General features: G+C 69.5%; 22 protein-coding genes and 1 tRNA gene. 13 read left to right on the top strand and 10 right to left on the bottom strand.

The window, feature by feature from the left end; all coding sequences use genetic code 11:
* Positions 1 to 602: 602 nt before the first annotated feature.
* The gene (locus tag ABD893_RS05745) at positions 603 to 1127 is read left to right on the top strand and encodes a 4'-phosphopantetheinyl transferase family protein (protein ID WP_345076685.1); all 525 of its coding nucleotides are present in this window, start codon (positions 603 to 605) and stop codon (positions 1125 to 1127) included.
* A gap of 30 nt (positions 1128 to 1157) precedes the next feature.
* Here the strand turns inward: ABD893_RS05745 and ABD893_RS05750 are convergent, their stop codons facing one another.
* Positions 1158 to 2489, bottom strand: a complete 1332-nt coding sequence (locus ABD893_RS05750; RefSeq protein ID WP_345076688.1) for a M1 family metallopeptidase — start codon at positions 2487 to 2489, stop codon at positions 1158 to 1160.
* Positions 2486 to 6463, bottom strand: coding sequence for a Pls/PosA family non-ribosomal peptide synthetase (locus ABD893_RS05755; RefSeq protein WP_425548346.1), 3978 nt, complete (start codon positions 6461 to 6463; stop codon positions 2486 to 2488). The genes ABD893_RS05750 and ABD893_RS05755 overlap by 4 nt, the downstream gene beginning before the upstream one ends.
* Positions 6464 to 6674: 211 nt before the next feature.
* Between ABD893_RS05755 and ABD893_RS05760 the strand changes: the two genes are divergently transcribed.
* Together ABD893_RS05760 and ABD893_RS05765 are read left to right on the top strand one after the other, a co-directional pair.
* Positions 6675 to 6959, top strand: coding sequence for a GlsB/YeaQ/YmgE family stress response membrane protein (locus ABD893_RS05760; RefSeq protein WP_345076694.1), 285 nt, complete (start codon positions 6675 to 6677; stop codon positions 6957 to 6959).
* Positions 6960 to 7152: 193 nt separating this feature from the next.
* Positions 7153 to 7476, top strand: a complete 324-nt coding sequence (locus ABD893_RS05765; RefSeq protein ID WP_345076697.1) for a hypothetical protein — start codon at positions 7153 to 7155, stop codon at positions 7474 to 7476.
* A 117-nt stretch (positions 7477 to 7593) separates the two neighbouring features.
* Here the strand turns inward: ABD893_RS05765 and ABD893_RS05770 are convergent, their stop codons facing one another.
* Complete coding sequence (locus tag ABD893_RS05770; protein WP_345076700.1) at positions 7594 to 8247, bottom strand: IMPACT family protein; 654 nt, start codon at positions 8245 to 8247, stop codon at positions 7594 to 7596.
* 97 nt (positions 8248 to 8344) lie between these two features.
* Between ABD893_RS05770 and ABD893_RS05775 the strand changes: the two genes are divergently transcribed.
* Positions 8345 to 9073 (top strand): hypothetical protein, encoded by a 729-nt coding sequence (locus ABD893_RS05775; protein ID WP_345076703.1) that lies wholly within the window; start codon positions 8345 to 8347, stop codon positions 9071 to 9073.
* Positions 9070 to 9438, top strand: coding sequence for a hypothetical protein (locus ABD893_RS05780; protein WP_345076706.1), 369 nt, complete (start codon positions 9070 to 9072; stop codon positions 9436 to 9438). Before ABD893_RS05775 ends, ABD893_RS05780 begins: the two co-directional genes overlap by 4 nt.
* Before the next feature lie 115 nt (positions 9439 to 9553).
* Here ABD893_RS05780 and ABD893_RS05785 read toward each other — a convergent pair whose 3' ends face one another.
* From ABD893_RS05785 to ectA, 3 genes are all read right to left on the bottom strand, one after another.
* Positions 9554 to 9946: an ectoine synthase gene (locus ABD893_RS05785; RefSeq protein ID WP_345076709.1), complete on the bottom strand. Its 393-nt coding sequence runs from the start codon at positions 9944 to 9946 to the stop codon at positions 9554 to 9556.
* A 114-nt stretch (positions 9947 to 10060) separates the two neighbouring features.
* On the bottom strand, positions 10061 to 11380 hold the full coding sequence (gene ectB / locus ABD893_RS05790; RefSeq protein WP_345076712.1) for a diaminobutyrate--2-oxoglutarate transaminase: 1320 nt from the start codon (positions 11378 to 11380) through the stop codon (positions 10061 to 10063).
* A gap of 93 nt (positions 11381 to 11473) precedes the next feature.
* Positions 11474 to 12013: a diaminobutyrate acetyltransferase gene (gene ectA, locus ABD893_RS05795; RefSeq protein WP_345076715.1), complete on the bottom strand. Its 540-nt coding sequence runs from the start codon at positions 12011 to 12013 to the stop codon at positions 11474 to 11476.
* Between the two features lie 352 nt (positions 12014 to 12365).
* Between ectA and ABD893_RS05800 the strand changes: the two genes are divergently transcribed.
* The 5 genes from ABD893_RS05800 (at position 12366) to ABD893_RS05820 (ending at position 17677) form a co-directional block, all read left to right on the top strand.
* Complete coding sequence (locus ABD893_RS05800; protein ID WP_345076718.1) at positions 12366 to 13874, top strand: alanine/glycine:cation symporter family protein; 1509 nt, start codon at positions 12366 to 12368, stop codon at positions 13872 to 13874.
* 111 nt (positions 13875 to 13985) lie between these two features.
* The gene (locus ABD893_RS05805) at positions 13986 to 15011 is read left to right on the top strand and encodes an acyltransferase family protein (RefSeq protein WP_345076721.1); all 1026 of its coding nucleotides are present in this window, start codon (positions 13986 to 13988) and stop codon (positions 15009 to 15011) included.
* 21 nt (positions 15012 to 15032) lie between these two features.
* Positions 15033 to 15104 (top strand) — tRNA-Lys (locus ABD893_RS05810).
* A gap of 655 nt (positions 15105 to 15759) precedes the next feature.
* A complete protein-coding gene (locus ABD893_RS05815) occupies positions 15760 to 16497 on the top strand; it encodes an ANTAR domain-containing protein (protein WP_345076724.1) in 738 nt (245 codons plus the stop codon).
* Between the two features lie 799 nt (positions 16498 to 17296).
* Entirely contained in the window at positions 17297 to 17677 is a 381-nt protein-coding gene (locus ABD893_RS05820; protein WP_345076727.1) for a VOC family protein, read from the top strand.
* A gap of 132 nt (positions 17678 to 17809) precedes the next feature.
* On the opposite strand, the gene ABD893_RS05825 is transcribed toward ABD893_RS05820, so the two are convergent.
* Complete coding sequence (locus ABD893_RS05825) at positions 17810 to 20035, bottom strand: heavy metal translocating P-type ATPase (protein ID WP_345076730.1); 2226 nt, start codon at positions 20033 to 20035, stop codon at positions 17810 to 17812.
* Between the two features lie 149 nt (positions 20036 to 20184).
* On the opposite strand from ABD893_RS05825, the gene ABD893_RS05830 reads away from it, so the two are divergent.
* Together ABD893_RS05830 and ABD893_RS05835 are read left to right on the top strand one after the other, a co-directional pair.
* On the top strand, positions 20185 to 20868 hold the full coding sequence (locus tag ABD893_RS05830) for a response regulator transcription factor (protein ID WP_345076733.1): 684 nt from the start codon (positions 20185 to 20187) through the stop codon (positions 20866 to 20868).
* 67 nt (positions 20869 to 20935) lie between these two features.
* Positions 20936 to 22012: a sensor histidine kinase gene (locus ABD893_RS05835; RefSeq protein ID WP_345077740.1), complete on the top strand. Its 1077-nt coding sequence runs from the start codon at positions 20936 to 20938 to the stop codon at positions 22010 to 22012.
* 42 nt (positions 22013 to 22054) lie between these two features.
* On the opposite strand, the gene ABD893_RS05840 is transcribed toward ABD893_RS05835, so the two are convergent.
* Both ABD893_RS05840 and ABD893_RS05845 read right to left on the bottom strand, forming a co-directional pair.
* Positions 22055 to 22723 (bottom strand): CueP family metal-binding protein, encoded by a 669-nt coding sequence (locus ABD893_RS05840; RefSeq protein WP_345076736.1) that lies wholly within the window; start codon positions 22721 to 22723, stop codon positions 22055 to 22057.
* Positions 22723 to 23316: a YdhK family protein gene (locus ABD893_RS05845; RefSeq protein WP_345076739.1), complete on the bottom strand. Its 594-nt coding sequence runs from the start codon at positions 23314 to 23316 to the stop codon at positions 22723 to 22725. The genes ABD893_RS05840 and ABD893_RS05845 overlap by 1 nt, the downstream gene beginning before the upstream one ends.
* 280 nt (positions 23317 to 23596) lie before the next feature.
* On the opposite strand from ABD893_RS05845, the gene ABD893_RS05850 reads away from it, so the two are divergent.
* The gene (locus tag ABD893_RS05850) at positions 23597 to 24976 is read left to right on the top strand and encodes an MFS transporter (RefSeq protein WP_345076742.1); all 1380 of its coding nucleotides are present in this window, start codon (positions 23597 to 23599) and stop codon (positions 24974 to 24976) included.
* Here the strand turns inward: ABD893_RS05850 and ABD893_RS05855 are convergent.
* On the bottom strand, positions 24894 to 25745 hold the full coding sequence (locus tag ABD893_RS05855; RefSeq protein WP_345076745.1) for an SDR family oxidoreductase: 852 nt from the start codon (positions 25743 to 25745) through the stop codon (positions 24894 to 24896). The two genes, ABD893_RS05850 and ABD893_RS05855, sit on opposite strands and share 83 nt — an antisense overlap.
* Between the last annotated feature and the right edge of the window lie 109 nt (positions 25746 to 25854).

Raw genomic sequence — 25854 nt, forward strand, 5'->3', positions numbered from 1 at the left:
GTGCCATGTCATCAATGGTGCCAGAGATCTCAGCCTCTGAACTCAATGGTTGACCTTTGGGGCGAGGGGGACGTGAGCTTGCTGCTCAGCTGGCGACGGGGTGGCAGACGCGGCATATGGTACTCCGAACGGTGGGACGAGCCACTGACCCACCCGGGAGGGGCACTGAACTGGAGGGAGAGCGTGCGACGTGCTGCCTGTGGGCCGCGCAAGTTCCCGTGCAGACGGAGCCGTCCGGCGGTAAGCTGGGCATGTGCGACGGCAGCGATCTGGTCGGCGAGAGCGGCTTCGATCGCGAGTGGCACGCGGATGGCACGAGCGGCCATCGGAGTTGGAGGAGCCGCAGGATTTCCGCCTCTCATCAGGGAGGACGAGGACTGGGCATCCTGAGAGAGCAAGAACTGGGACTTCTGAGCCCCGGAGCTCCCGAGGCCCGCACGGGTCGAGACGAGGCCCGGACCTGCGAGAATTCGTAGGTCCGGGCCTCTCTGCGCGTCGTCGGAGGGAGTCGACCGCCTGCGTCGCCGGGAGGGAGGACATGCTCGTACCCTTGCGGAGAAGACCAGGGATCCTCCGAGGTTCCGCAGGCAGGAGGGCTCAGCATGACAGCGTCGTTCGATGCCGCCGGGATCGTCCACCTCCACCATGGGGAGGAGGACGCCGACGGGATCCTGCGCGACCGCGTCGGCGCGCTGCTCGGACTCCCGCCGGCGGACATCCTGGTGGGCCGCTCCTGCCCGCGCTGCGGTTCCTCGACGCACGGCCGCCCCTGGGCGCGGGCCCGCGGCCGACGCGACGAGGTCCCGGTGAGCCTCACCCGCTGCGGGGAGCATCTGATGACGGCGGTGGACGCGCCGGGCACTGACCGGCTCGGCATCGACCTCGAATCCCTCGCCGCGGTCGCCCGCGGCTGGGACCCGGAGCTGGTGCTGCACCCGAGCGAGCGCGCCGGCGCACAGCAGAGCGGCCCGCGAGAGCGCGCCGCGCTCTGGGCCCGGAAGGAAGCGGTCCTCAAAGCCCTCGGCACGGGGCTCGAGACCCCGATGAGCACGGTGCGCCTGGCAGACTTCGCGGTCATCGACCTGCCGGCACCGCCGGGCCACGTCGCCGCCCTCGCCCGCCTCTGAACTGGACGGGCGGGGCTCAGGCGCCGGGCGTCACGCGCTCGCAGGCACCGGGCACGGCGGCAGCTCGGTCTCGAACAGCCACGGCATCAGCAGCGCAGCAGCGTCCTCGCCGGCTTCGCGGCGCACCTGCGCCAGGAACATCTCGGTGGTCACGCTGCCGCCGCGGTGCTCCGCGAGCCAGCCGGAGACGAACGCGAAGAAGCGCTCCTCTCCGAGGTGCAGGCGCAAGGCATGCACAGTCAGCGCTCCGCGCTTGTAGACGCGGTCATCGAACATCAGCTCCGGGCCCGGATCAGCGAGCTGCAGATCGTCCTGGGGGAGCTCTGCCAGCAGCGCGTGATGCTTGTCCACCTCGGCCTGCACGCTGGAGACCCCGGACTCCTCAGCCCACAGCCATTCGCAGTAGCAGGCGAAGCCCTCGTGGAGCCAGATGTCCTGCCAGCGCTGCAGCGTGACCGAGTTGCCGAACCACTGATGGGACAGCTCATGGGCGATCAGGCGCACGCTCTCCCACTCGGTGTCCACGAAGTTGCTGCCGAAGGTGGACAGTCCCTGCGACTCCAGCGGGATCTCCAGCTCGTCTTCCGTGATCACCGCGGTGTAGGAGGAGAAGGGGTAGTCCCCGAACAGGCTCGCGAAGAAGGTGAGCATCGCAGGCTGCGCGTCGAAGGAGCCCTGGAGATCTGCGGCGCTCAGCTGCGGCGGGGCGATGGTGCGCACCGGCACCGGGGCGCCGGCGTGCTCGAGCGTTCGATAGCGACCGATCTGGACGGTCGCGAGATAGGTCGCCATCGGCGCCGTCTGCTCGTAGGACCAGGTCACGGCGTTGCCCTTGCGGCTCTTGCCCTGCAGCTCCCCGGAGACGGCGACGGTGTAGTCCGGCGGCGCGGAGAAGGTGATGGCGTAGGTCGACTTGTTGTCGGGGCGGTCGTTGCAGGGGAACCAGGTGGGCGCCCCATGCGGCTGCGCGGCGACGATCACCCCGTCCTCGAGCTCCTCCCAGCCGGCGGAGCCGAGGTGCCGGGTGGAGACCGGGCTCGGCTTGCCGGAGTACTTCACCCGCACCGTGAGCTCCGTCCCAGGGGTGAGGGGGAGCTTGACCGCGAGTCGCCCGCGCAGGTGGGTGAAGCGCTGCGCACGACCGTCGACGAACACCTTCTGGGGATGCAGGCCGCAGAGGTCGAGGTGGAGGACGTCGGTCTCCTCCAGAACGCGGCAGGTCAGGGTCGCGTCCCCATCGAGCCGATTGCCCTCGACCTTGTAGGCGATCGTCAGGTCATAGTGGAGCACCTCGAAGGTCTCGTCCCCGTGCCGGGGGAGGTACGGATCGCTGCCTGCGTGGAGTGCTGCCGTGAGGCTCATGCGTCGTCCTCTTCTTCCCAGGGGCCGATGGGGTTGCCCGTCCAGCGGGTGCCGGGCGGGACGCGTTCGCCCCGCATCACCAGTGAGACGGGGCCGACGGTCGCGTGCCGGTCGATCGACGCGGCAGGCAGGATCACCCCGCCGGGACCCAGGGTCGCACCCTCGCCCAGAGTCACGGTGTCCATGCTCAGCACTCGGTCCTGGAAGAGGTGGGTCTGGACCACGCAGCCGCGGTTGATCGTGGCCCCCGCGCCGAGGGTGACCAGGTCCGTCTCGGGCAGCCAGTACGGGTCGCACCAGACGCCCCGCCCGATCTTCGCACCGAGCAGCCGCAGCCACAGGTTCAGCGCCACGGTGCCGGAGGTGACGTTCGCGAACCAGGGTGCGGCGAGCACCTCGGTGAAGGTGTCAGCCAGCTCGGAGCGCCACACATAGGGCGTGAACAGGGCATGCTCGCCTGGGCGATGCTTGCCGATGATCAACCACTTCGCGACGACCGTGATCCCCGCGGCGAGCACGCCGGCCGCGAGCAGCACCGGACCGCCGAGGAGCAGCGCGGCCACCACGCCCCAGGTGCCCTGAAGCAGCAGGGCGAACAGCGTCGCACCGACGGCGACCGGGAGCAGCAGCGCCACCAGCAGCGGCACGATGCGGCCGGTCTCGACCAGCCCGCGCTGCACCAGCAGCCGACGGGGCGGGTCGTAGGTGAGGGTCGAGTCGTGATCATCCTCGGTGCGGCGCAACTCGCGGGGCGGGCTGCCCAGCCACGACGTGCCAGCCTTCGCGGTCTTCCGCCGCGGCGCCGCGGAGAGCACCGCGACCAGCGACTGCTTGGGGACCTTGCGCCCGGCGGCGAGCATCCCGGAGTTGCCGACGAAGGCGCGCTTGCCGACCTTCACGTGCTCCACCCGGATCCAGCCGCCGCCCAGCTCGTAGGCACCCACCAGGGTGTCGTCGGCCAGGAAGGAGTACTCGCCCACCTGCACCAGGGAGGGGATCAGCAGCACGGTGGAGACTTCCGCGCCCTTGCCCACCTTGGCGCCCAACAGGCGCAGCCAGAGCGGGGTGAGCGCCCCGGCATAGATCGGGAACAGCCAGGTGCGGGCCTCGTCGAGCAGGCGCAGCGTGCCCCAGATGGACACCCCGGCCGCGGAGCGCATCGGATGGTGGCCGGGCCGGATCGCGAGCGCCATCAGCCGGGTCAGCACCATGACCAGCACCATCAGCGCACCGAATCCTGCCAGTGCCGCGAGCGGCAGCCAGGGCAGAGCGGCCAGCAGCGCCGCGCCGAAGCTGTCGGTGTCATGCACGGCCGGCAGCAGCACCGCCGCACCGGTCAGCATCGCCACCACCGGCAGCGCGGCGATCACAAGGGAGAGCGCAGCGAAGACCAGCAGCCACAGCGGGCGGCGCCGGGGGGCGTCGGTGGACCAGGGGCCGCGGGCCTTCGCCTGACGCTCGGCGGGGGAGCCGGACCAGAACTCACCTGCGGGGACGGCACCGAGCACGGCAGAGCCGGGCGCGACCTCCGCCTCCCGGCCGATCTTCGTTCCCGGGCCGAGCATGCTGCGGGCCCCGATGCGGGCTCGCTTGCCGATCTGCACCTGGCCGATCCGGAGCCGGTCGCCGTCGATCCAGTAGCCGGCCAGGTCGACCTCGGGTTCGATCGAGGCGCCGTCGCCGATCTCCAGCATCCCGGTGACCGGGGGCAGGGTGTGCAGGTCCACGTCCCGGCCGAGGCGCGCCCCGAGCAGGCGGGCATACAGCGGGAACCACGCGGCGCCGGCGAGGTTCGTCGCACCGAGCTCCTCCTGGATCTTCTCCGCCAGCCACAGCCGCAGATGCACGCGGCCGCCGCGCGGATGGTTGCCGGGTCGCACCCCGCGCAGCAGCAGCCGTGCCAGCAGCGCGGCGAGCGTCATCCGGCCGGGCGGCAGCAGCATCACCGCGGCCAGCGGGATCACCAGCCACAGCGGGAAAGCCACCAGCCAGGGCAGGTCGGTGAGGGCCGCGCCGAGGGTGGAGGCGAGCATCAGCCAGGTGCTCCAGCGAAGCGCCGCGAGCGCCCGCAGCGGCACCAGGGCGAGCAGCTGGGCGATCTGGGTGCGACGGCGCACCGGCGCGACGGTGCGGTCGCTCGCGGCCGCGGACGTGCCCATCCCGTCGAGGTGCCCGGCGAGAGAGGCGAGGGTGGAGTGGGTGTAGACGTCGCCGACGGTGAGCGCGGCATGCTTCTCTCGCAGCCGGCTGACCACCTGCGCGGCAGTCAGCGAGCCGCCGCCGAAGTCGAAGAAATCATCCTTGCCGGAGGTGGCGTCGGCGCCGAGCACCTCGCTCCAGATCTCCGCGATCCAGGCGGCGGTGCCGGAGAGCGCTGCCGAGGGCGCACCACGATGCGCGAGCGGCCAGGGCAGGGCGTCACGGTCGATCTTGCCGGAGGTGCGGGTGGGCAGCTCGTCGACCACGGCCAGGCGCGGCACCAGGGCGGCGGGCATCCGCTGGCGCAGCAGGCCCTTCGCGATCTCGGCGTCGTAGCCGGCATCGACGGTGAGATAGCCGACCAGGAGCTTGTTGCCAGACTTCGTGGAGCGCACAGCGGCCGCGGCACCGATCACCCCGGGCACCCGCAGCAGCTGATCATCGATCTCGCCGAGCTCGATGCGGCGCCCGCCGAGCTTGATCTGATCGTCGGCCCGGCCTGCGAAAAGCAGCCCTGCGGGGTCGTTCACGACGATGTCCCCGGAGCGGTAGGCGCGGTCCCAGCCGAGCGTCGGCATCGCGGCGTACTTCTCGGCGTCCTTCTCGGGATCGAGATAGCGGGCCAGTCCCACCCCGCCGATGATCAACTCGCCGGACTCTCCCGCGGCGACAGGATTCCCCTCGGCGTCGACGACGGCGAGGTCCCAGCCATCCAGGGGCAGCCCGATCCGCACGGGACCAGCAGGGTCGCCGTCCAGCATCGCGCCGCAGGCCACGACGGTCGCCTCGGTAGGACCGTAGGTGTTCCACACCTCGCGGCTGGCGGCCTGGAGGCGGGCGGCGAGCTCGGGCGGGCAGGCCTCCCCGCCCATGATCAGCAGCCGCACCTCGGTCAGGGCGCTGTCCGGCCAGAGGGAGACCAGGGTGGGCACGGTGGAGACGATGCTGATGCGGTTGGCGGCGAGCCAGGGGCCGACGTCCACCCCCGAGCGGACCAGCGAGCGCGGCGCGGGCACCAGGCAAGCACCATACGCCCAGGCCAACCACATCTCCTCGCAGCTCGCATCGAAGGCGACGGAGAGCCCGGCCATCACCCGGTCACCAGGTGCGATCGGTGCGTCCTGGAGGAACATGCGCGACTCGGCCTCCACGAAGGCTGCGGCGCCACGATGGGAGACCGCGACCCCCTTGGGCTTCCCGGTGGAGCCGGAGGTGAAGATGACCCAGGCGTCGTCCCCGGGCTCGACCTCGCGTTGCGGCACGGGCTCCGGGGCGGGAGCGTCGGCAGCGCCTGCGCTGGTGATGCCTGCGTCGGCGGTCACCGCGTCGGCAGTGCCTGCACCGACGGTGGCTGCGCCGGTGGGGGTGATGACCAGGTCGTTGCCGATCACGGCGACGGAGGCGGACTCCTCGAACACCACGCGGGCGCGCTCGTCGGGATCGTCGGCGTCGACCGGCACATAGGCGGCGCCGGCGACCAGGATGCCGAGGATCGCGACATACAGATCAGTGGTGCCGGACTTGATCCGCACCCCCACCTTGTCGCCGGGACCCACGCCGTGCTCGGCAAGCCGGGCAGCGACCTCGATGGCCGCCTGGTCCAGCTCGGTGTACGTCAGGGTCTCCATCCCGCTGTCCACCGCAGGCGCATCGCCGGACTCTGCGACGACATGGCGGAAGATCTCCACAAGGGTGCTCGGAGCGGGGGCGCGATGGCCGGCGAGCAGCTCGGGCAGAAGGGCAGGGGAATCGGTCACCGGAAGATCATTCCCCATCGAGGTGACCAGCAGGGGGCTGGGGAGCGACGAACACGGGGAGGATCACGGCGCGAGCACCCTGGAGCCGAGCTTCCGATCCGACACGAGCGGACCACATGGTCGCCTCTGTGACCTGGGCACATGCACAGGTTCCGCGGAAATACACGGAATGTGATCCACAATGAATGCGCAAGCACCTTTCTCTTCCCCAAAGAATGGACTGACAATCATGGGCCTCATCGGACTCATCATCTCTTGGATCATCATCGGCGGTATCATCGGCCTCCTCGCACGAGCCATCATGCCGGGCAAGCAGGGCATGGGCCTGGGCGTGTCCATCGTGCTCGGCGTCATCGGCGCGATCGTCGGCGGCTTCATCGGTGCACTGCTGGGTGGCGACGGCGTCAGCGGCATCATGAGCAACCCCTGGAGCATCGGCACTATCCTGCTGGGCATCGTAGGTGCGATCATCGTGATGGTCATCTACGGCTTCGCGACCAAGGGCCGCGCCTGATCTTCTGATTTCGGCGCCTGCGGGTGCCACCACGCCGACGGCGCCGTCCCGGGACTCCCGGGGCGGCGCCGTCGTCGCGCCCGGCCCATGTGGCGACTGCACGGGACGCCCGTTCGGTCCCGGTAGGCACCTGACGCACCCGCCTGACCCGCCCGCCCTGGTGCTTTCCAGCGCCGTGAGCCAGGCTGGAGGCATGACCACTACAGCGCCCCTGATCACCGCAGATCTGGCCCGGGCCGCACGGGCCCTCGCCCAGATCTCCCTCCTGGACCTCTCCGAGCACTCCGGCCTCGAGGTGGAGCATCTGCGCGGCCTCGAGCGCGGGCTCCGCACGCTCACGCAGGAGCAGGAGCTCCGGCTCCATGCCGCGCTCGAGGAGTTCGGCATCGAGCTGCTGCCCGCCGACGAGATCGCGGGCTACGGCCACGGAGTGCGGCAGAAGTTCAATCCGCGCACGGTGAAGCGGTTGGAGAACTGGGAGAACGAAGGCGGCCCTGCCGCCGAGGACGACATCTGAGCGCAACCTCCGCAGTGCGCAGTGTCCGCAGTGTCCGCAGTGTCCGCAGACCCCAGAGCCCGGAGCCCGGCGTGCAGAGCGCGCTGAGTGCTTCGGAGCGCTTGGACTGTCGAGCTTTCAGAGCGGGACGTCAGCGGTGCGGCGCCCTGCGTCCTCGACGCCGTGCCGCCCTGAGGACCAGCGGGCGGTATCTGCCGTGAGCTCGTCGAAGTCTTCGGGCGCCACCAGCACCGTGAGCAGTGCTCTGCGGGCGGTGTACTGCGTCGGTTCGACCGTCGCACCGCGGGCGGCTGCCCAGATCCGCACTGCGTTCTCCGCGATGCCGACCTCCGCCGGAGGCACCTCGAGCTGCGCGACCACCAGCTCGGTGCGGCGCAGCAGGGTCGCTGCCGCGACCGCCTGCTCGACCCCGGCGGTATAGGCGCGCACGAGTCCTCCCGCGCCGAGCTTCACCCCGCCGAAGTAGCGGATCACGATGGCGAAGGTGTCCACCAGCCGTGCCTGGAGCAGGGACTGCAGCATCGGCATCCCTGCGGTTCCTGCGGGTTCGCCGTCGTCGTTCGAGCGGTTCATCTCTGCCCGCTCGGCGGTCTCGCCCAGCACCAGGGCAGTGCAGTGATGGCGGGCATCGGGATGCTGCGACCGGGCCGCGCGCAGCAGAGCATCGGCCTGCTCGACCTCCTCGACCCGGTGCAGCCGGGTGAGGAACCGGGAGCGCTTCTCGACCAGCTCAGTCTCGACCTCGGCGGCGAGGACCAGGGGATCGGGCATGGAGATCAGTCTAGGCGGCGGGGGAGGAGTCTTGCGGGTGGGTGCGGGGCGGGCGATAGCCTGATCCCGTTGCCCACCAGAACTTGAGGAGCTCCCCGTGACCCAGCCTCCCCCGCAGCAGCCGTCACCCGGCCCGCTGTCGCCCCAGCACGGCATTCCCGCGCAGGGCGGCATGCCCTCCCCGGGAGCGCCCGGCCCAGAGGGCTCCGTCCCTCAGGGCGGCTACGCCGCGCCCGCAGGCGGCTATGCGGCGCCCGACGGAGGTTATGCACCGACCGGCGCGGGCCACCCCGCACCCCAGGGCGGCCCCGGCACCCTGGCGAAGAAGCCCTCCAAGGCGCCGAAGATCCTGATCATCCTCGGCTCCGTGATCCTCGCCCTCAGCGTGATCATCGGCGTGGTGCTCGCAGTCGTCGGCTTCGGTGGTGCCGTGAGCAGCCTGGATGACCTCGAGGTGTTCAATTCCGGGAACGGCACCATCACCGCGGAGGAGGGCGATTCGCTGCAGATCTACGTCGAAGAGGGGACCCCGGCCCCCAGCTGCACGGTCGACGGCCCCTCCGTCGGCGAGGGCACCTCGCAGAACAGCACCGCCGGCACCAACGAGGCCACCTGGGTGAGCGTGGACTCCTTTACCGCCGAGGCGGCGGGGGAGTACGTGGTCTCCTGCGACGGCGGACCCATCGCAGTGGGTCCGCCGATATCCGTCGGCGGCATCTTCGCGGGCCTCGGAGGCATTCTCCTTGCCATCTTCGGCGGAGCACTCGGATTCCTGCTGCTGGCCATCGGCGTGATCCTGCTGATCGTGCGCAGGAGCAGAGCATGAGCACCCAGGATCCCGCTGTCCTCCCGTTCCCCCTCGCCCAGGGGGAGTCGCTCGTGCGCAACGGACGTGCGAACATGCAGAGCGGCGCCGAGACGGCGGGCGGGACGCTGTATCTGACCACGGAGAGGCTGGTCTTCATCGGCCATGCATTCAACATCCGATCGGGCCCCTCGGAGGTGCCGCTCACGCTGATCGCCGAGGTGGGCACCGCCTGGACCAAGCTGCTCGGGGTGATCCCGCTGATGCCGAACTCGATCGCGGTCACCCTTCGCGATGGCACGGTGCAGAGCTTCGTGGTCACCGGGCGGGCCGCCTGGATCGACGCGATCACCCATGCCCGCGAGGGCGGAGCTCCCGCCCGCTGAACACGCCGCTGACGACGACGGGCAGAGCCGAAGGAGCCCGGCAGGACATCAGTCCTGCCGGGCTCCTTCATGCGGGCCGCTGGGGCTCAGCGACTCAGCTCAGATGGTGCTGTTCTCAGGCGTCCTCGGTGATCAGCGGGTAGACGCCGTTCTCGTCGTGCACCTCGCGGCCGGTGACCGGCGGGTTGAACACGCACACGCAGCGGATCTCCTTGCGGACCCGCACCTTGTGCTTGTCGTGGTCGTTGAGCAGGTAGAGGGTGCCCGGGGCGAGCTGGTGCACCTCACCGGTGGCCAGGTCCTCGATCTCGCCCTCACCATGGGTGATGAAGACGGCCTCGATGTGGTTGGCGTACCAGAAGTAGCTCTCGGTGCCCTCATAGAGGGTGGTCTCGTGAACGGAGAAGCCCACACCCTCCTTGGCCAGGATGATGCGCTTGGAGCGCCAGGTGTCGGACTTGATGTCGGCGTCGGTGCCTTCGACCTCGGCGAGCGAGCGAACGAGCATGGGGATGTCCTTCCGGTGGATGGTCCAGGATCAGGGGTTCTGCGCGGGCGCTTGATGCCCGGCGCAGACCGTCGGCCCGCCCTCTGGTGCAGGCGGGCCGACGGAAGAGCGGTCTCAGGCGGCGAGCGCCTCGTCGACGGCGGCCTCGATGATGTCGAGGCCCTTGGCGAGCAGCTCATCGGGGATGGTGAGCGCGGGCAGCAGCTTGACGACCTCGTCGGAGGGGCCGGAGGTCTCCACCAGCAGGCCCTCCTCGAAGGCGCGCGCGGCGATCTTCCCGGCGATCTCACCATCGGGCATCTGCAGGCCGCGGGCGAGGCCGCGACCCTTGACGATCAGCTCGTGCTCGGTGTGCTTGGCGGCGATGCGGTTGAAGCGGCTCTCCACGTAGGCGCCCTTGGCGATGGTCGACTGCTCGAGCTCGTCATCGCTCCAGAACAGGTCGATCGCCTTGGTGGCGGTCGCGAAGGCGGGGCCGAAGCCGCGGAAGGTGCCGTTGTGCTCGCCCGGCTCCCAGATGTCGAGCTCGGGCTTGATCAGGGTGAGCGCGAGCGGGTGGCCGTAGCCGCTGATCGACTTCGAGAGGGTCACCATGTCCGGCTTGATCCCGGCCTCTTCGAAGCTGAAGAACCCTCCGGTGCGGCCGCAGCCCATCTGGATGTCGTCGACGATGAGCAGGATCTCGTGCTTCTTGCACAGCTCGGAGAGGCCGCGCAGCCAGTCCGCGCGAGCGGCGTTGATGCCGCCCTCGCCCTGGACGGTCTCGACGATCACGGCGGCGGGCTTGTTCAGGCCGCTGCCGTCATCGGTGAGCAGGGCCTCGAGGTACATGAAGTCCGGGACGACCTGGCCGAAGTAGTCGTCGAACGGCATCGGGGTGGCGTGGACCAGGGGGATGCCGGCGCCGCCGCGCTTCATCGAGTTGCCGGTGACGGAGAGGGCACCGAGCGTCATGCCGTGGAAGGCGTTGGTGAAGCTGATGACGGACTCGCGCCCGGTGATCTTGCGGGCCAGCTTCAGCGCGGCTTCGACGGCGTTGGTGCCGCCGGGGCCGGGGAAGGCGACCTTGTAGTCGAGCCCGCGGGGCCCCAGGATCTTCTCGTTGAAGGTCTGCAGGAACTCGCGGCGCACGTCGGTGAACATGTCCAGGCCGTGCACGACACGATCTTCGAGGTAGTGGTCGATGACCACCTTCTTGAGCTCGGGGTGGTTGTGCCCGTAGTTCAGGGTGCCGGCGCCGGCGAAGAAGTCGATGTACTCGCGGCCGTCCTCGCTGGTGAGCACGGAGCCCTTGGCGTGGGTGAACACGACGGGCCAGCCGCGCGAGTAGCTGCGGACGCCGGACTCGAGCTCGGTCGGGTCGACGGTGGGGGCGCTGACCTCGTCGGTCAGCTCGGGCTTCGCGGTGGTCTCGCTCAGTGCGGTCATAGTCATGACATCTCCCTGGGTAGTGGTTCGTGGTTCTGCGGGTGGCGCGGTGGCGCGTGAAAGCGCCCGTGCCGACGGGTGGTGCGGGGGAATCCGGGGTCAGGTCCCGGCGTGCAGTCCGCTGATCGTGTGCAGCAGTTCAGCCCCGTGGCCGGGATCCGGGAAGTGGGCTTCCTCGAAGAGCGGCTCGGTCGTGTGCTCGGCGCCGTGTCGCTCGGCGAAGGAGGCGAACAGCCGCTGAGATGCGGCGTTGTCCTCCGTGATCGTGGTCTCGAGCGCGGTGACCTGCGGGAGGTCCGCCAGCAGGGCGTCGAGCAGGCGGGCGGCGAGGCGCTGCCCGCGCTGGGACTCGTCCACGGCGATCTGCCAGATGAACAGGGTCTCGGGCGCTGCGGGTCGCAGGTAGCCGAGCACGAAGCCGACAGCGTCCCCGTCACGCACCGCCAGGCGGGTGGTCGCCGCGAAGTCGCGGGCCATCAGCAGGTAGGCGTAGGAGGTGTTCAGATCGAGCGTGCCGCTGTCGCGGGCGATCCGCCACATGGCGGATCCCTCCTCCATGGTGGGAGGGCGGAAATCCAGGGCGAAGCCTGGTCCGGTCGTCTGCTCGGAGGTGGACGGGTGGTCTGCGCTGTGCGTCATCAACTGGCCCATATCGCCGTCAACGGTATCGAGAGCGGCGACGCTTGTGGAGCCCCCCGGGGGGCTCCGGAGGGGCTTCACCGGAGTGTCGTGACGAAACTGTGACCGTCCGGCGTCCGGGAATCAGATTGTCGGACAACCGTGGACTATTCGCGACGACCTGCGACGACGCTCTCCGTGAGCGGCGAAATCGCAGGCCCGGAACGCAGTGCCTGTGGTGTGCGTCACGTGACCGCGATGCGGGACACAACCTCGTGTGCGGGTACGCGCGCGGGTACAACACTGACCAGCAGAGCGATTCGCTGTCTCCGGGGAAGGGCCGTTCCGCAGCCGCCTCGCTACTCTCGTGGCCATGAACCCCCTCGAATCACTGAACGAGTTCCTCGGAAATGCTGAGGGCTGGCTCTGGACCTGGGCAGGGATGCCCGTGGTCGTGGTGCTCGGTCTCTACTTCACGATCCGCACCGGTGCGGTGCAGCTGCGGATGATCCCCGCGATGTTCGGCGCGATCACCCAGAAGGCCCAGCGCGAGCAGGTCGAGGACGGCGGCAGGCGCACCGAGCGCACCAAGTCGCTCAGCGCCTTCCAGGCCTTCTCGATCTCCGCCGCCGCCCGCGTGGGCACCGGCAACGTCTCCGGCGTGGCCGGTGCGATCTTCCTGGGCGGCCCGGGTGCGCTGCTGTGGATGTGGATCATGTGCATCGTCGCCGGCGCCGCGAGCTTCATCGAGTCCACCCTCGCCCAGCTGTGGAAGACCCGCTCCGCGGACACCTACAAGGGCGGCCCCGCCTTCTACATCCATCGCGGGCTGGGCAGTCGCGGCTTCGGCGCATTCTTCGCGATCCTGTTCATCTTCTGCTTCGCCTTCGCCTTCACCTCGCTGCAGGCCAACACCATCGTCGATGCCGTCTCCGGCGCCGTCGCGCTCTACACCGATCCTGAGGGCCTGTCCTGGCTCCCGATCGTGCTGGGCGTGGTGCTCGCGCTGCTCACCGCCGGGATCATCTTCGGCGGCATGCGCCGCGTGGCCTCAGTCGCGCAGAACATGGTCCCGATCATGGCGCTGATCTACCTCATCCTCGGCATCGTCATCGTCGGCATGAACTTCAGCGAGCTTCCCCGGGTGCTCGGCCAGATCGTCACCGAGGCGTTCAACCCGGAGGCCGTCATCGGCGGCGGCATCGGCGCCGCCATCGTCAACGGCGTCCAGCGCGGCATGCTCTCCAACGAGGCCGGCATGGGCTCGGTCCCCAACGTCGCCGCCACCGCCTCGGTGAGCCACCCGGTCAAGCAGGGCCTGGTGCAGACCCTCGGCGTCTACTTCGACACCCTGCTGATCTGCTCGATCACCGGGTTCATCGTACTGGTCTCCTTCCCCGATGTCTCCGTCGGCGGAGAGGGCCTGATGATGGTGCAGGAGTCCCTCGCCTCGAACCTCGGCTCCTGGGCCGCCGTGCTGCTCGCGGTGATCATGTTCCTGCTCGCCTTCACCTCGGTGCTCGGGAACTTCTCCTACGGCGAGGCGAACATGCACTTCCTGACCGCCAAGCGCGGCTGGCACGTGGCCTTCGGCGTCGCCGTGGTGGCGCTGGTGTTCCTCGGCTCCGTGATCGCTGTGGATCTCGCCTGGACCATCGCCGGGGTGTCCATGGTGTTCATCGCCCTGATCAACCTGGTCGTGATCGCGATCCTCACCCCCACGGCGCTCAAGCTGCTGAAGCACTACAACGCCCAGCGCGCCCAGGGCCTGGACCCGATCTTCCTGGCCTCCGACCTGCCGGAGATCAAGAACGTCGAGGTCTGGGAGGACGCCGACGTCAGCGACTACGTGCGGGACCGGGAGCTGGCCGAGGCTCGCTGAGCCTCCTGACCGGGATCGGGTGCGGGACGTAGTGACCCCGCACCCGATCTGCACAACCCCTCCCAGGAGCCTCCGCACCTCGACGGGGCCCACCGCCTACGCTCGACGCCGATGAATTCTCCCGAGGCCGTCGCGTCACCGCAGCGCCAGCACTGGATGGATCTGCTCCGTGGTGGAGCGATCCTGCTGGTGATCGCCCACCATCTGCGCCTGGTCCAACAGGTGTGGGACGGCTCCACACCGCACGCGATGGTGGTGCTGTCCGAGGCGACCGCCCCGTTCCGCATGCCGGTGCTGCTCTTCGCCTCGGGCCTGCTGCTGGCCCGCTCCCTGGAGAAGCCCGCCGGGCGATATCTCACCGGCAAGGCCAGCGCCCTGCTGTGGCCCTGGCTGCTCTGGAGCGCGGTGATGCTGTCGATCCTGGGTTGGGAGCACGGCACGGATCCGCTGTGGTGGATCAACGGCGTGTACACCTGGTTCCTGTTCGCCCTCTTCCTCTATTACGTGGTGGGGCTGCTCACGCGATGGATCCACCCGGCGTGGCTCGCGCTGTTGAGCGTCGCCGGCTGGACCGCGATGCCGCTGCTCGGCATCGAGCACGACGTGGACGGGCCCCGCCCGGACAAGTTCCTCTACTACGCCGTGTACTTCTTCGCGGGAGCCGCGCTGCGGCGCATCCTGGCGGCCCGGACGGTGCCGCTGCCCGTGCTCCTCCCGGCCCTGGTGATCGTCGCGGCGTGGGCGGGCTATGCCGCGCACGTCGACCTCGAGCCGAGGATTCCGGTGATCGCCCAGCTCGTCGCGCTGATCGGCGTGCTCGCGGCTATCGGCGTCGCCCAGCGCCTCCCGCGCGTGCTCCCGGTGCGGGGGATCGAATGGCTGGGGCGCAGCTCAGTCGTGCCGTATCTGCTGCATCTGCCGGTGATCGAGTTCCTCGGCCGCCACGTCGACCTGGCGGCGGGACCGGCGAGCTTCGTCCTCTACTTCCTCGTCACGCTCGGGGTGTGCGTGCTCGGGATCCTGCTGGGGCCCATGACGGCTTTCCTCTACACCTTCCCCGTGCGCCGACGCACACGTCCCACACCGGTCTCGACGGTGGGCGCGGTCCCCGAGAGGCGATATACGCCGGTAGGATGAGTCCGCCCGTTCTCCGGGCGCGGGCCTGTAGCTCAGTGGTAGAGCATCGGACTTTTAATCCGCGGGTCGAGGGTTCGATCCCCTCCGGGCCCACACGAGAATGGACATGCTGACAGGACCGGCCTTTCCCCGATGAGTGCGGGGATCCTGTCTCGGTCAGCGCTCTGGCCCGGCGGATGTGGGCCACCACGCTCCGCGGGACAACCTTGCGTTCGTCGAGATTCCCGAATCGGTGTGCGCTCACGCTTGCTGAGCATCGTCGCGCCCTCACCCTCCGCCGGAGGGCGGGGGCGCTCGGGCGATGGACTGCTGAAGCGGACACCGAAGAGGCACGGAGTTGAGGCACGGATGGCCGCGAAGGCGCGCGGTGGCGTCCCCGCGGGGCCCGCGCAGCCTCAGGGGACCGGGTGCGGATGTCGACGATCACTCGTCCGCGACCCCGTTCCGAGTAGAGGTCAGCGCTCAGAGCGAACCACGCAGGGGGTGTCAGCCCCCGCACCGCCCTGATCCCATGGGGATGAGGGACCGGCCCGGAGACTTGATGCGGGAGATCGACCTGGCCAAACCTCACCTGCGGTGCCTGGCCAACGGTCGGCGGGCACCACGCCGGGCATTGGCGCGAGTGCAAGCAGCTGACCGCGGTGGGATGCGTGGGGCGGGAAGGGCCCGTTCCGCTCAGGGGTGCGGGGATACAGTGGGACGAACGCGAGCTCGGCCAATGTCCGGACTCCGACTGAGGGGTGGATCTGTGAACTCGACGAACACCACCGGCCCGCACACCGACGAGGACCTGCACGACCTCCTGCTGAACAGCGAAGACATCACCACGTTCCTGCAGGAGTTCCTCTCCCTGCTCGCCGACAGGATCCCCGAGGGGACTCAACCGCTGTGGTGCGCGGTCAGTCTGCTCCGCAAGAGGAAAGCTGGCACCGCCGCGGCCTCGAGTGTGCAGGCCGAAGCGCTCGACGAACTTCAGAACAGCTTCACCGATGGGCCATGCATGACCGCGATGCGCGAGCACACGGTGATTCGCGTCGGCGATGTGCTGGACGACCCGCGCTGGCCTGACTATCTCCCGCTCGCGGCGGAGCAAGGCGTCCGTTCAGTGCTCGGGATCCCCTTCGAGCTGAATGGAGAGGCTCGGGCCGCCCTGAACGTCTACTCGGACTCGCCGCACGACTTCACTCCCGAGGTCATCGGGCTGATCCGTCACGAGGTGCTCCAGGGATCGAGCGCCCTGCGTCTCGCGGTGCGTCTGGCCAGGCACCGCGATGCGGAAGAGGATCTGCGCACGGCTATGTCCTCGCGCACCGTGATCAATCTGGCTGCGGGGATCATCATGGGCCAGAACCGGTGCAGCCAGGTGAAGGCGATGGGCATCCTGAGGGACGCGTCGAACCACCGCAACATGAAACTTCGCGACGTCGCCCAGGAACTGGTCTCTCCCCTTGACGGCGCCCACGCCACGACGTACTTCGAGCAGTAGCTCGCTGCGCGGCTGAGGGCGAGGAGCATTGCGCGTGAACGCAGTGGAGGGGTAGCGCGTCGAAGCGCTCCGCTCCCTCGCAGGAGAGCGGAGCGCCCGGGCCGCTGTCGGGGAACCTCCCCTCTGCTGGAGAGGATTTCGACCCTGCGCCCACCCTAGGGAGCGGCTCCGTGCGCGGTCACTGGAAGTGACCGTTCGGTCCCGCACGGGATGGCACCTTCGCCTGCTGGTCCCAGGCGCTAGAGTCTCCCCACTGTCGACCGGAGGAGCGAGCATGGACCGCGACAGCCTGATCACCTAAATCCACGCGACGATCGCCAGTGGGGACGCGCAGACCTCGGCGCAGGGGGACGACGTCGACGCGATCGACCTCGAAGAGCACGCCGAGGGTGGCGAGATCCAGGAGGTCGAGGTGCCGGTGTTCTGTGAGAGAGCTTTTCAGGGAGGGGCACTGCAACGATCTTCTCGCAGATGCCAGTCAGCAGCTCAAGGGTCAACGGTCGATGGCCGCAGCTGACCTGTTCGCGCGGCAGTCCCCTCCTCCACCGTGACGAGACGCGAGCTTGGCGGTAGTCGGCACAACGATCGGGGTGACCTTCCTGGTCGTCACGCTTGCAGACATCTTCACCAACATTCTTCCTCTTTTCTTCATTTCCGAACCGGCGCCGCAACAGTGAACCGGCTTGTAAGTGTTCGTGCCAGCCAGCCAGCCCCGGGCCGGCCACCACGAACACTTATGGCCGATTCACGGATGCTTCAAGGACAGGGCCTGTCCTTCCTCGCCCGTACAGTTCTCGACATGACATCTTCACCTGCCATGACGCTCGGTGCGTACAACTTCGAGGCCGCCAATCCCGGCAAGCTCGGCCAGTTCTGGTCCCAGCTCACCGGTGGTGCCACGAGCGCGGGTGGCGACAGCGTGTACATCGCCCCGGCTGGCGAACATGGGTTCGGCGTGTTCATGCAGCCGCTCCGAGGGGCGCGGCCGGATCGGCAGTTCTCACACCTCGACCTGACAGTCCCTTGGGGTGCGCGCGCCAGCGAGGTGGAACGGGCCGAAGCTCTTGGGGCGAATGTCGAATGGCACGTGCTGGACGAGTACCCGCACGTCCAATGGACCACCCTGTCCGACCCCGAGGGCAACCTCTTCTGCATCGCTGAGCATCCACCGACGAGCTGAACACGAAGCGCCCCTCCCCGCTGCGAGGCCAGGCCCAGCACGCCGAACAGTGACCGCGGGGAGAGTGCCACGACGCTCGCCGGTGCGTGCGCGATGATCCCGGTCGTCAGCTTTCCGTGCGACGAGGGGAAGTCAGCGGCGCGCTCGCAACGCAGCCACAGTCGCCTCCGGGCTCAGCTCCAGGCGTCGCAGGAGCTGGGCGTTCAGGGCGACGACGATCGTGGACAGGGACATGAGGATTGCTCCCACGGACATCGGCAGCACGAATCCGATGGGGGCGAGGACGCCCGCCGCGAGCGGCACGGACAGCAGGTTGTAGCCCGCAGCCCACCAGAGGTTCTGCGTCATCTTGCGGTAGGCGGCGCGGGAGAGCTCGATGACCGAGAGCACCGAGCGCGGATCGGAGCTGGCGAGCACGACTCCCGAGGACGCGATCGCGACGTCGGTGCCGGCGCCGATGGCGATGCCGACATCTGCCTGAGCGAGGGCGGGGGCGTCGTTGACGCCGTCGCCGACCATCGCGACCTGCTTGCCCTCCTGCTGGAGCTGGGCGACCTTCGAGGACTTGTCCTCGGGGCGCACCCCGGCGAAGACCCGGTCGATCCCGAGTTCGCGGCCCACGCTGTGCGCGACGGCCTCGGCGTCACCGGTGATCATGACGACCTCGACTCCCAGGCTGTGCAGGGCATCGATGGCCTCGCGGGACTCGGGGCGCACCTCGTCGTGGAGCTTCAGGCCGCCGATCACCTCGCCGTCCCGCAGGACGTGGAGGATGATCGCGCCTTCCTCGCGCCAGGATTCCGCCTCCGCGATCTCGTTCGCTCCGGTCTCCTCGAGCAGTCGTGGTCCGCCGACGCGGATCTCGTGCCCGTCCACTCGGGCGCTCACGCCCAGTGCGGGGGTGGAGCTGAGGTCAGAGCCCGACGAGATCTGGACTCCTTCCGCCTGCGCCTTGGCGACGATGGCGCGGGCGAGCGGGTGCTCGCTCTCTGCCTCAGCGGCGGCTGCCAGAGCCAGCACCTCGGGCTCCTGCGCGCCGCGGGTGATGATCTCGGCGAGGACGGGCTCACCCTTGGTGAGGGTGCCGGTCTTGTCGAACAGGACGGCGTCGACGGTGCGCATCGCCTCCAGCGCAAGGCGGTCCTTCACCAGGACGCCGCCGCGGGCGGCCCGCTCGGTCGCGATCGAGACGACCAGCGGGATCGCGAGCCCCAGAGCATGGGGGCAGGCGATGACCAGCACGGTCACCGTGCGCACCACTGCCTCGTCGGGCATTCCGAGCATCGACCAGACGACCGCGGTGATCACGGCAGCGCCGAGCGCGAACCAGAACAGCCACCCCGACGCCTTGTCGGCGATGCGCTGGGCCCGGGAGGAGGAGTTCTGCGCCTCGGTCACCAGGCGCTGGATTCCGGCGAGAGCAGTGTCGTCACCGGTGGCGGTGACCTCGATGCGGAGGCTGGAATCGGTGGCGACGGTGCCCGCCACGACGGAGTCTCCGGCAGAGCGCGTCACGGGGCGGGACTCGCCGGTGACCATGGATTCGTCCACGTCGGCGCGGCCCTCGCGGATCGTGCCATCGGCCGGGATGCTCGCGCCCGGACGCACCAGGACCAGATCCCCGTGCCGCAGCTCGGCGGGGGAGACGCTCACGATCTCCTCACCGTCGATGCGCTCTGCCTGGTCCGGGAGCAGTGCGGCCAGGGAGTCGAGCGCGGAGGTGGTCTGCGCGAGGGAGCGCATCTCCACCCAGTGCCCCAGCAGCATGATCACGATCAGCAGGGCCAGCTCCCACCAGAACTCCAGCTGAGGGTCGAGGAATCCGAGGGTCGCTCCCCAGGAGGCGATGAATGCGACCGTGATCGCGAGCCCGATCAGCAGCATCATCCCGGGCTGACGGGCACGGATCTCGGAGACCGCGCCGGTGAGGAACGGGCGGCCACCCCAGACGTACATGACGGTGCCGAGGAGCGGGGCGACCCACATCGCGCCGGGGGCGTCGGGAACGCTGTAGCCGAGCAGCATCGCGAACATCGGGGAGAAGAGGATGACCGGTACCGCGATGATCAGGTTGATCCAGAACAGCCGACGGAACTGCCCGACGTGATCCCCGTGGCCGGCGTGGCCACCGTGCCCGGCATGGTCGCCGTGACCTCCGTGCGCCGAGTGATCCGCATGACCCCCATGACCTGCATGTCCCGCATGGTCGTCGTGGTCGCCCTGCGCTCCGTGGTCGTGATGCGCATCGGGGGTGGCGTGCTCAGCGACGCCGGTGCGGGCACTCGGGGATGAGGGGGACGAGTGAGGGTGCTGCGCGCCGGGGGATGCGGGATCGTGATGATGGTCTGCAGGGCTCATGACAGGCACTCTATACCCCCGGGGGGTATTCGTCGAGGGGCCTCAAGATCTGGTCAAGAGACGGCGCGACGGCGTCGGCAGCGACACCGCACCCTCGACCGGGGATCAGACTGGTCCCCATGAGGAGTGCAGCGGAGCGAGCAGCAGCAATGGTTCTCGTCGTCGAGGACGAAGCGGCGCTGTCGGATGTGGTCCAGGCGTACTTGGCGAAGGCCGGCTACGCGACTGCCGGCGCGCGGAGCGGTCTGGAGGCGGTGGAGAGGGTCCGCGCCTTGTCGCCGGACGTGATCATCCTCGATCTCGGCCTGCCGGACCTGGACGGTCTGGAGGTGCTGCGGAGGATTCGCGCCTTCTCCGACTGCTACGTGCTGATCACGACGGCGCGGTCCGAGGAGGTGGATCGCCTGGTGGGTCTCTCGGTGGGTGCGGATGACTATCTCACCAAGCCGTTCAGCGTGCGCGAGCTCGTCGCACGGGTCCACGCCGTGCTGCGCCGGCCTCGTGTCGAGTCCGGGATCGCGTCGTCAGGGACGGTGCTCACGTTCGGAGCGCTCGAGATCGATGCGACCGCGCAGGAGGTGCGCCTCGCTGGCCGACCGCTGCCGCTGACCCCTATCGAGAGGGGGCTCCTGATGACGTTGTCGCACAGCCCGGGCCAGGCCTTCAGCCGCCGCCAGCTGATGGAGATCGTGTGGGGTGACAGCTGGGTCGGTGATGACCATCTGGTCGATGTGCACATCGCCAACCTCCGCCGAAAGCTCGACGAGACGGCGGAGTATCCACGGTTCGTCATCACGGTGCGCGGCATCGGATACCGGATGGGAAAGGGGTGAGCGCGTGACCGCCCCCAGTGCCTCTGTGCGCAGGGCTCGCCCCGGCACCAGCCTGGCCTCACGCCTGATGATCGGTCAGCTCATCGTGCTGCTCGCGGGCGCGCTCACCATCACGGTGCTGACGGTGATCATCGGACCGGCCGTCTTCCACCACCACCTGCTCCAGACCGATCTCCCGATGGGCAGCGCCGAGCTCATCCATATCGAACTCGCCTACCGCGACGCCCTCGCCCTCGCCCTCGGAGTCGGACTGGTGGTCTCCCTCCTGACCGCGGGGCTCGTCACCTGGAACCTGGCGCGACGACTCCGTCGGACGCTCCACGGCCTCACCTCGGGTGTCGATGAACTGTCCCGGGGCCACTACTCCACGCGCGTGCCCTCCGTCGGGGCCGGGGCTGAACTGGACTCGCTGGCCGCCACGCTCAACGACATGGCCGCCCGGCTCGATGCCGTCGAGGAGACCCGGCGCCGGCTGCTCTCCGACCTCGCCCACGAGCTGCGCACCCCCATCGCCACCCTCTCGGCGCATCACGAGGCGATGGCCGACGGCGTCATCGACCCTGACGCAGCAATGCCCATCCTCGCCGGCCAGACCATGCGGCTGTCGCGGCTGGCCGACGACATCAGCGAGGTGTCCCGAGCCGAAGAGGGCCAGCTCGCGGTGACACTGCGCCCCCTCGCCGTCGATGAGCTGCTGGTATCGACCCTCCAGGAATGGGAGGAGAGGTTCGAGGCGGCCGGTGTGGCGTTGCAGGGAGGAAGGGCGCAGGGAGATCCTCCGACGGTTCACGTGGACCCGGACCGCCTCGCCCAAGTGCTCGGCAACCTGCTGAGCAATGCGCTGCGCCACACCTCACCTGGGGGCACCGTCATCGTCTCAGCAGCTGCTCACGGCAGCACGGTGGAGATCACGGTCGCTGATGACGGTGACGGATTCACCGCCGAGGACCGGTCCCGCCTGTTCGAACGCTTCTTCCGTGCCGACAGCTCACGCACCCGAGCGAATTCTGGATCCGGCATCGGCCTGACGATCAGTCGAGCCCTGGTCGATGCGCACGGTGGGACCCTGTCCGCAGCCAGCGAGGGGTCGGGGCGGGGAGCCACCTTCACCCTCCGCCTGCCCCGGGTCGCCGCTGGTCGCTGAGCCGACCACCGCAGGTCAGAAGCGGGCGGAGGTGTCGCAGGCTCAGGTCAGCTGGAGACTGGTCAGGCAGGTCAGATCATCCTCCGCCTGCGTCGAGATCGTCGCGGACCCGGCGTAGTCGGCCCCGGCGGGGTCGTCGAGGGTGAACGAGAGGTCCGCGGTGATGCCGCGCGGCAGCCAGAAGCCGATGAACCCGTTGTCATGCGTGGTGCGAGGGCCCTCCTCGAGAATCTCGCCGGAGCTTCCGTCGACCACGTTCACGATCAGCTCGCGGCGGCGCAGCTCCCCGCGGCACGTCGTCAGGCTGTGGAAGGCGCACTCGTGGGTGGTCTCCACGAAAGGGGCCACCGACAGGTAGAACTGCTCCTCGGGAAGGGGCAGCTCGGCCACTCGTCCTGCATCGTCCTGGAGCTGGAGGGAGGTCGCGGCGACGCTGGCGATCAGGTTCTGCGGGCGCCCAGCCAAGGGGAGTGCTTCGAGTCGGTCGATGATCTCGCGCGCCTCGGCTCCCGCGAAGCCATGCTCCTGGAGCAGGTCCTGGTCACCCGCGACCGCAGCGGGCGCGGATCCGCGGGTCCCGCAGCCGGCGATGACCAGGGGGAGCAGGCCGGCACCGATCATGAGTGACCGACGGGGCAGGCGGACGGTACGGCGGCGCGGCCCACCGGAGAAGGGGGTGGCTGGGCCATGAAGGTTCGACGAGTTCGTCATCAGGCAGCCTCGATCTCGCTCTCGACGACCCATTTGTGGTTCGTCATCATCATCCCGTCGGCCTCGTAGTCGACCATGTACACGGTCTCCTCGGTGGCGCTGTCGATGGTGGCCGCCGCGCCCTCCATGCCCGCCATGTGTTCTGCGGTGATGACTGCCTCGGCGCCCTCGGCCAGCGGCGCCTCGCCCGGGTTCGCGAGCTCCTCGTGCACGACCCACCTGTGGTCGGTGACCGGCTCGCCGCCATCGGTCGGCGTGAAGCTGACCGAGTATGTCGTGGTGTCGAAGGCGCCCGAGATCGTCGCCGGGGCGCCGTGCATGCCCTCCATGTGGTCCGCCGTGAGCGTCACCTCGGTGCCGACCGGGAATTCAGGGTCCTCCGCAGGCGCCATCCCCTCGGGCGCTGGGCCGCCATCCATCGGGTGCTCCATGTCGCCGTGGCCGCCACCCTCGGACGGCTCCGTCGACTCAGATCCACCCGCTGCCTGCCCGTCGTCAGTTCCGCTGTCGGTGCACCCGGTGAACACGATCGCACCGGTGAGGACGATGGCCGCCAGACCACCGAAAGAACGACGAGAACGATGAGAACGCATGATCTCTCCTAGTCAGAGGACACTTCATGCGAGCCTATGGCACCCAGATCAATGTCTCCTCAAGGTCGGGAACTGGCTTCTCGAGCCCGGCGCGGGAAGGAACGACCCGGGCCTTCCCTCACAGCCAGATGCGCATCGGCTCCGCTGGGGCCGACGAGGCGGCTGAGGCCGACGACGCCGTGCGCGGATCGTCCGGGTGCGGTGCGTGAGGGCGCACGGTCTACGATGCGAGCTGCGTCGCCGCTGCGCCGCACGGGACGAGAGCTCGGCAGGGGAGCGCATGGCAGAGACGTCGGCCGTCGGCGGACCGCGGGGAACCGCGACCGCGGTCCATGACCCCCTGCAGCGCCGCACCCTGGTGGTGCTCGTGCTCGCGCAGGTCCTCGGCACCATCGCCCTCGGTGTCACCCCCTCGATCGGGATCCTGCTCGCGGGGGAGGTCACCGACAACGAAGCCTGGGCAGGCCTGGCCCGCACCTCCTCGACCCTCGGCGCCGCACTGCTCGGGATCCCGCTGGGCAACCTCGCCGCTCGTCGCGGCAGGCGCGTCGCGCTGGTCACCGGCTGGTGGGTCGCCGCCACCGGCGCGGCCCTGCTGGTCGCCGCGGCGCAGTTCGAACTCACCGTCCCGCTATTCCTGGGTCTGCTGCTGACCGGCGCCGGCACCGCAGCGAGCCTCCAGTCCCGCTTCGCCGCGACGGACCTCGCCGCCCCCTCGACCCGGGCCCGCTCCCTCTCCCTGGTGGTGTGGATGGGGGCGATCGGCAACGTGCTGGGCCCGAACCTCGGCGTGCCGGGGGAGGCGCTCGGCGCGGTGACCGGGCTGTCCGTCTACGCCGCGGCCTTCCTCATCGCCGCCGTCGCGTCTCTGCTGGCCGGCACCATCGTGCTCGTGCTGCTGCGGCCGGACCCGCTGCACATCCTCGCCAGCCGACTGGCGGCGCTCGATGGCGAGCAGGCGCCATCGGGCGATGCGCCGCAGGTGCCCGTCGGCCGCACCCCCGTCGGCAGCGCACCGGTCGCACCCCTCCGCGCGAGCCGCGCCGCACGATTCCGGGCGATGATCGCCGAGCTCCGCGCGGACCGTCGCGCCCGCACCGCCCTGGTCGCGCTGCTGACCTCGCAGGTCGTGATGGTCTCGCTGATGACGATGACGCCGGTGCATATCGCGCACCAGGGCGGCTCGCTCACGCTCGTCGGCCTGACCATCAGCCTGCACGTGGTGGGCATGTTCGGCCTGTCCCCGGTGGTCGGGATCCTGGTGGACCGGGCCGGCCACCGGGCGACCGTCAGCATCGGCATCCTGCTGTTCGCCATGTCGCTCCTCGCCGCGGTCTTCGCCTCCGGCACCACCGGAGGCATCATCGCCTGCCTGGTGCTGCTGGGCCTGGGCTGGTCGTTCATGAACGTCACCGCCTCCGCGCTGTTCAGCGCGGTGGTGCAGGACCGCTCGAGGGCCTCTGCTCAGGGCGGAGCGGATGCGCTGTCGAACCTGCTCGGCGCGATCGTCGCCTTCGCGGCCGGCCCGCTGATGGTCGCCACCAGCTTCTCGATGCTCGGCATCCTCGCCGCCGTGATCATGGTGCCGGTCGTGCTCCTCGTCCTGAATCCCGAGAACTGGAGGGAGCCCGCCCCACGAACTCGTCCATCGAGTGGTTGATGCCCAGCAGATCCAGGCCGCGGTCGAACAGCCGCACCGGCAGGATCCGGGCGGCAGGGAGCAGTCGGGCGAGCCACGGGGTGATGATCTGTTCGGTCCCGCGTTCGATCGCCGTGATCGCCCGGCGTGCCACGTCCTGCTCCTTCAGGATCGGCAGCAGGCGTGGGTACCTCGTGCTCGCCCCCTCGAACATGCCGGTGTCGATGTAGTAGGGGGCCATCACGAAGGTGCCGACGCTGCGGGAGTCCGTGCGCAGCTCCGCCCGCAGCGATTCGGTGAATCCGATCGCCGCCCACTTGCTGGCGGAGTAGTCCGTCTGCCGGGCGACCCCGGCGAGGCCCGCGGCGCTGGCAATGGTGGCGACGGTCCCGCGGTCCCGCTCGAGCATCCCGGGCAGGAAGGCGCGCGTCACCCAGAACAGGGCGAGGGTGTTCAGCTCGAAGGTGCGCCTGATCTCCTCGTCGCTCGCCTCCAGCAGCGGCTTGCCGGTGACGATGCCGGCATTGTTGATCACCACATCCTGCGGGCCTGCCTCCAGCGCGGCCGCGGCGACCTGCTCGCGATCAGTGACGTCTACCCGGGCGGCGGACGCGCCGGCGCCCAGGGCCGTGATCTCGGAGACGACGGCCTCGGCGCGCTCCTGGTCGAGATCCCAGATCGTCACCGCGGCCCCGCGCCGCGCGGCCTCCAGGGCCAGGCTGCGACCGAGACCCCGGGCGCCGCCGGTGATGAGCAGGCGAGCCTCGCGCAGGGGTGTGCCGTGGTACATCGTCGTGCTCCTCGGGAGGCGGGTCGGATGCTGCTCAGCGTAATGGGAGGGCCACCCCATGCTCCGGGCGGCCCTCCGCATCGCGCTCCTTCGACCTCGCGCTCCTTCG

The organism is Brachybacterium paraconglomeratum (assembly GCF_039541415.1).
In the GTDB taxonomy this organism is placed as follows: Bacteria; Actinomycetota; Actinomycetes; order Actinomycetales; family Dermabacteraceae; genus Brachybacterium; species Brachybacterium paraconglomeratum_A.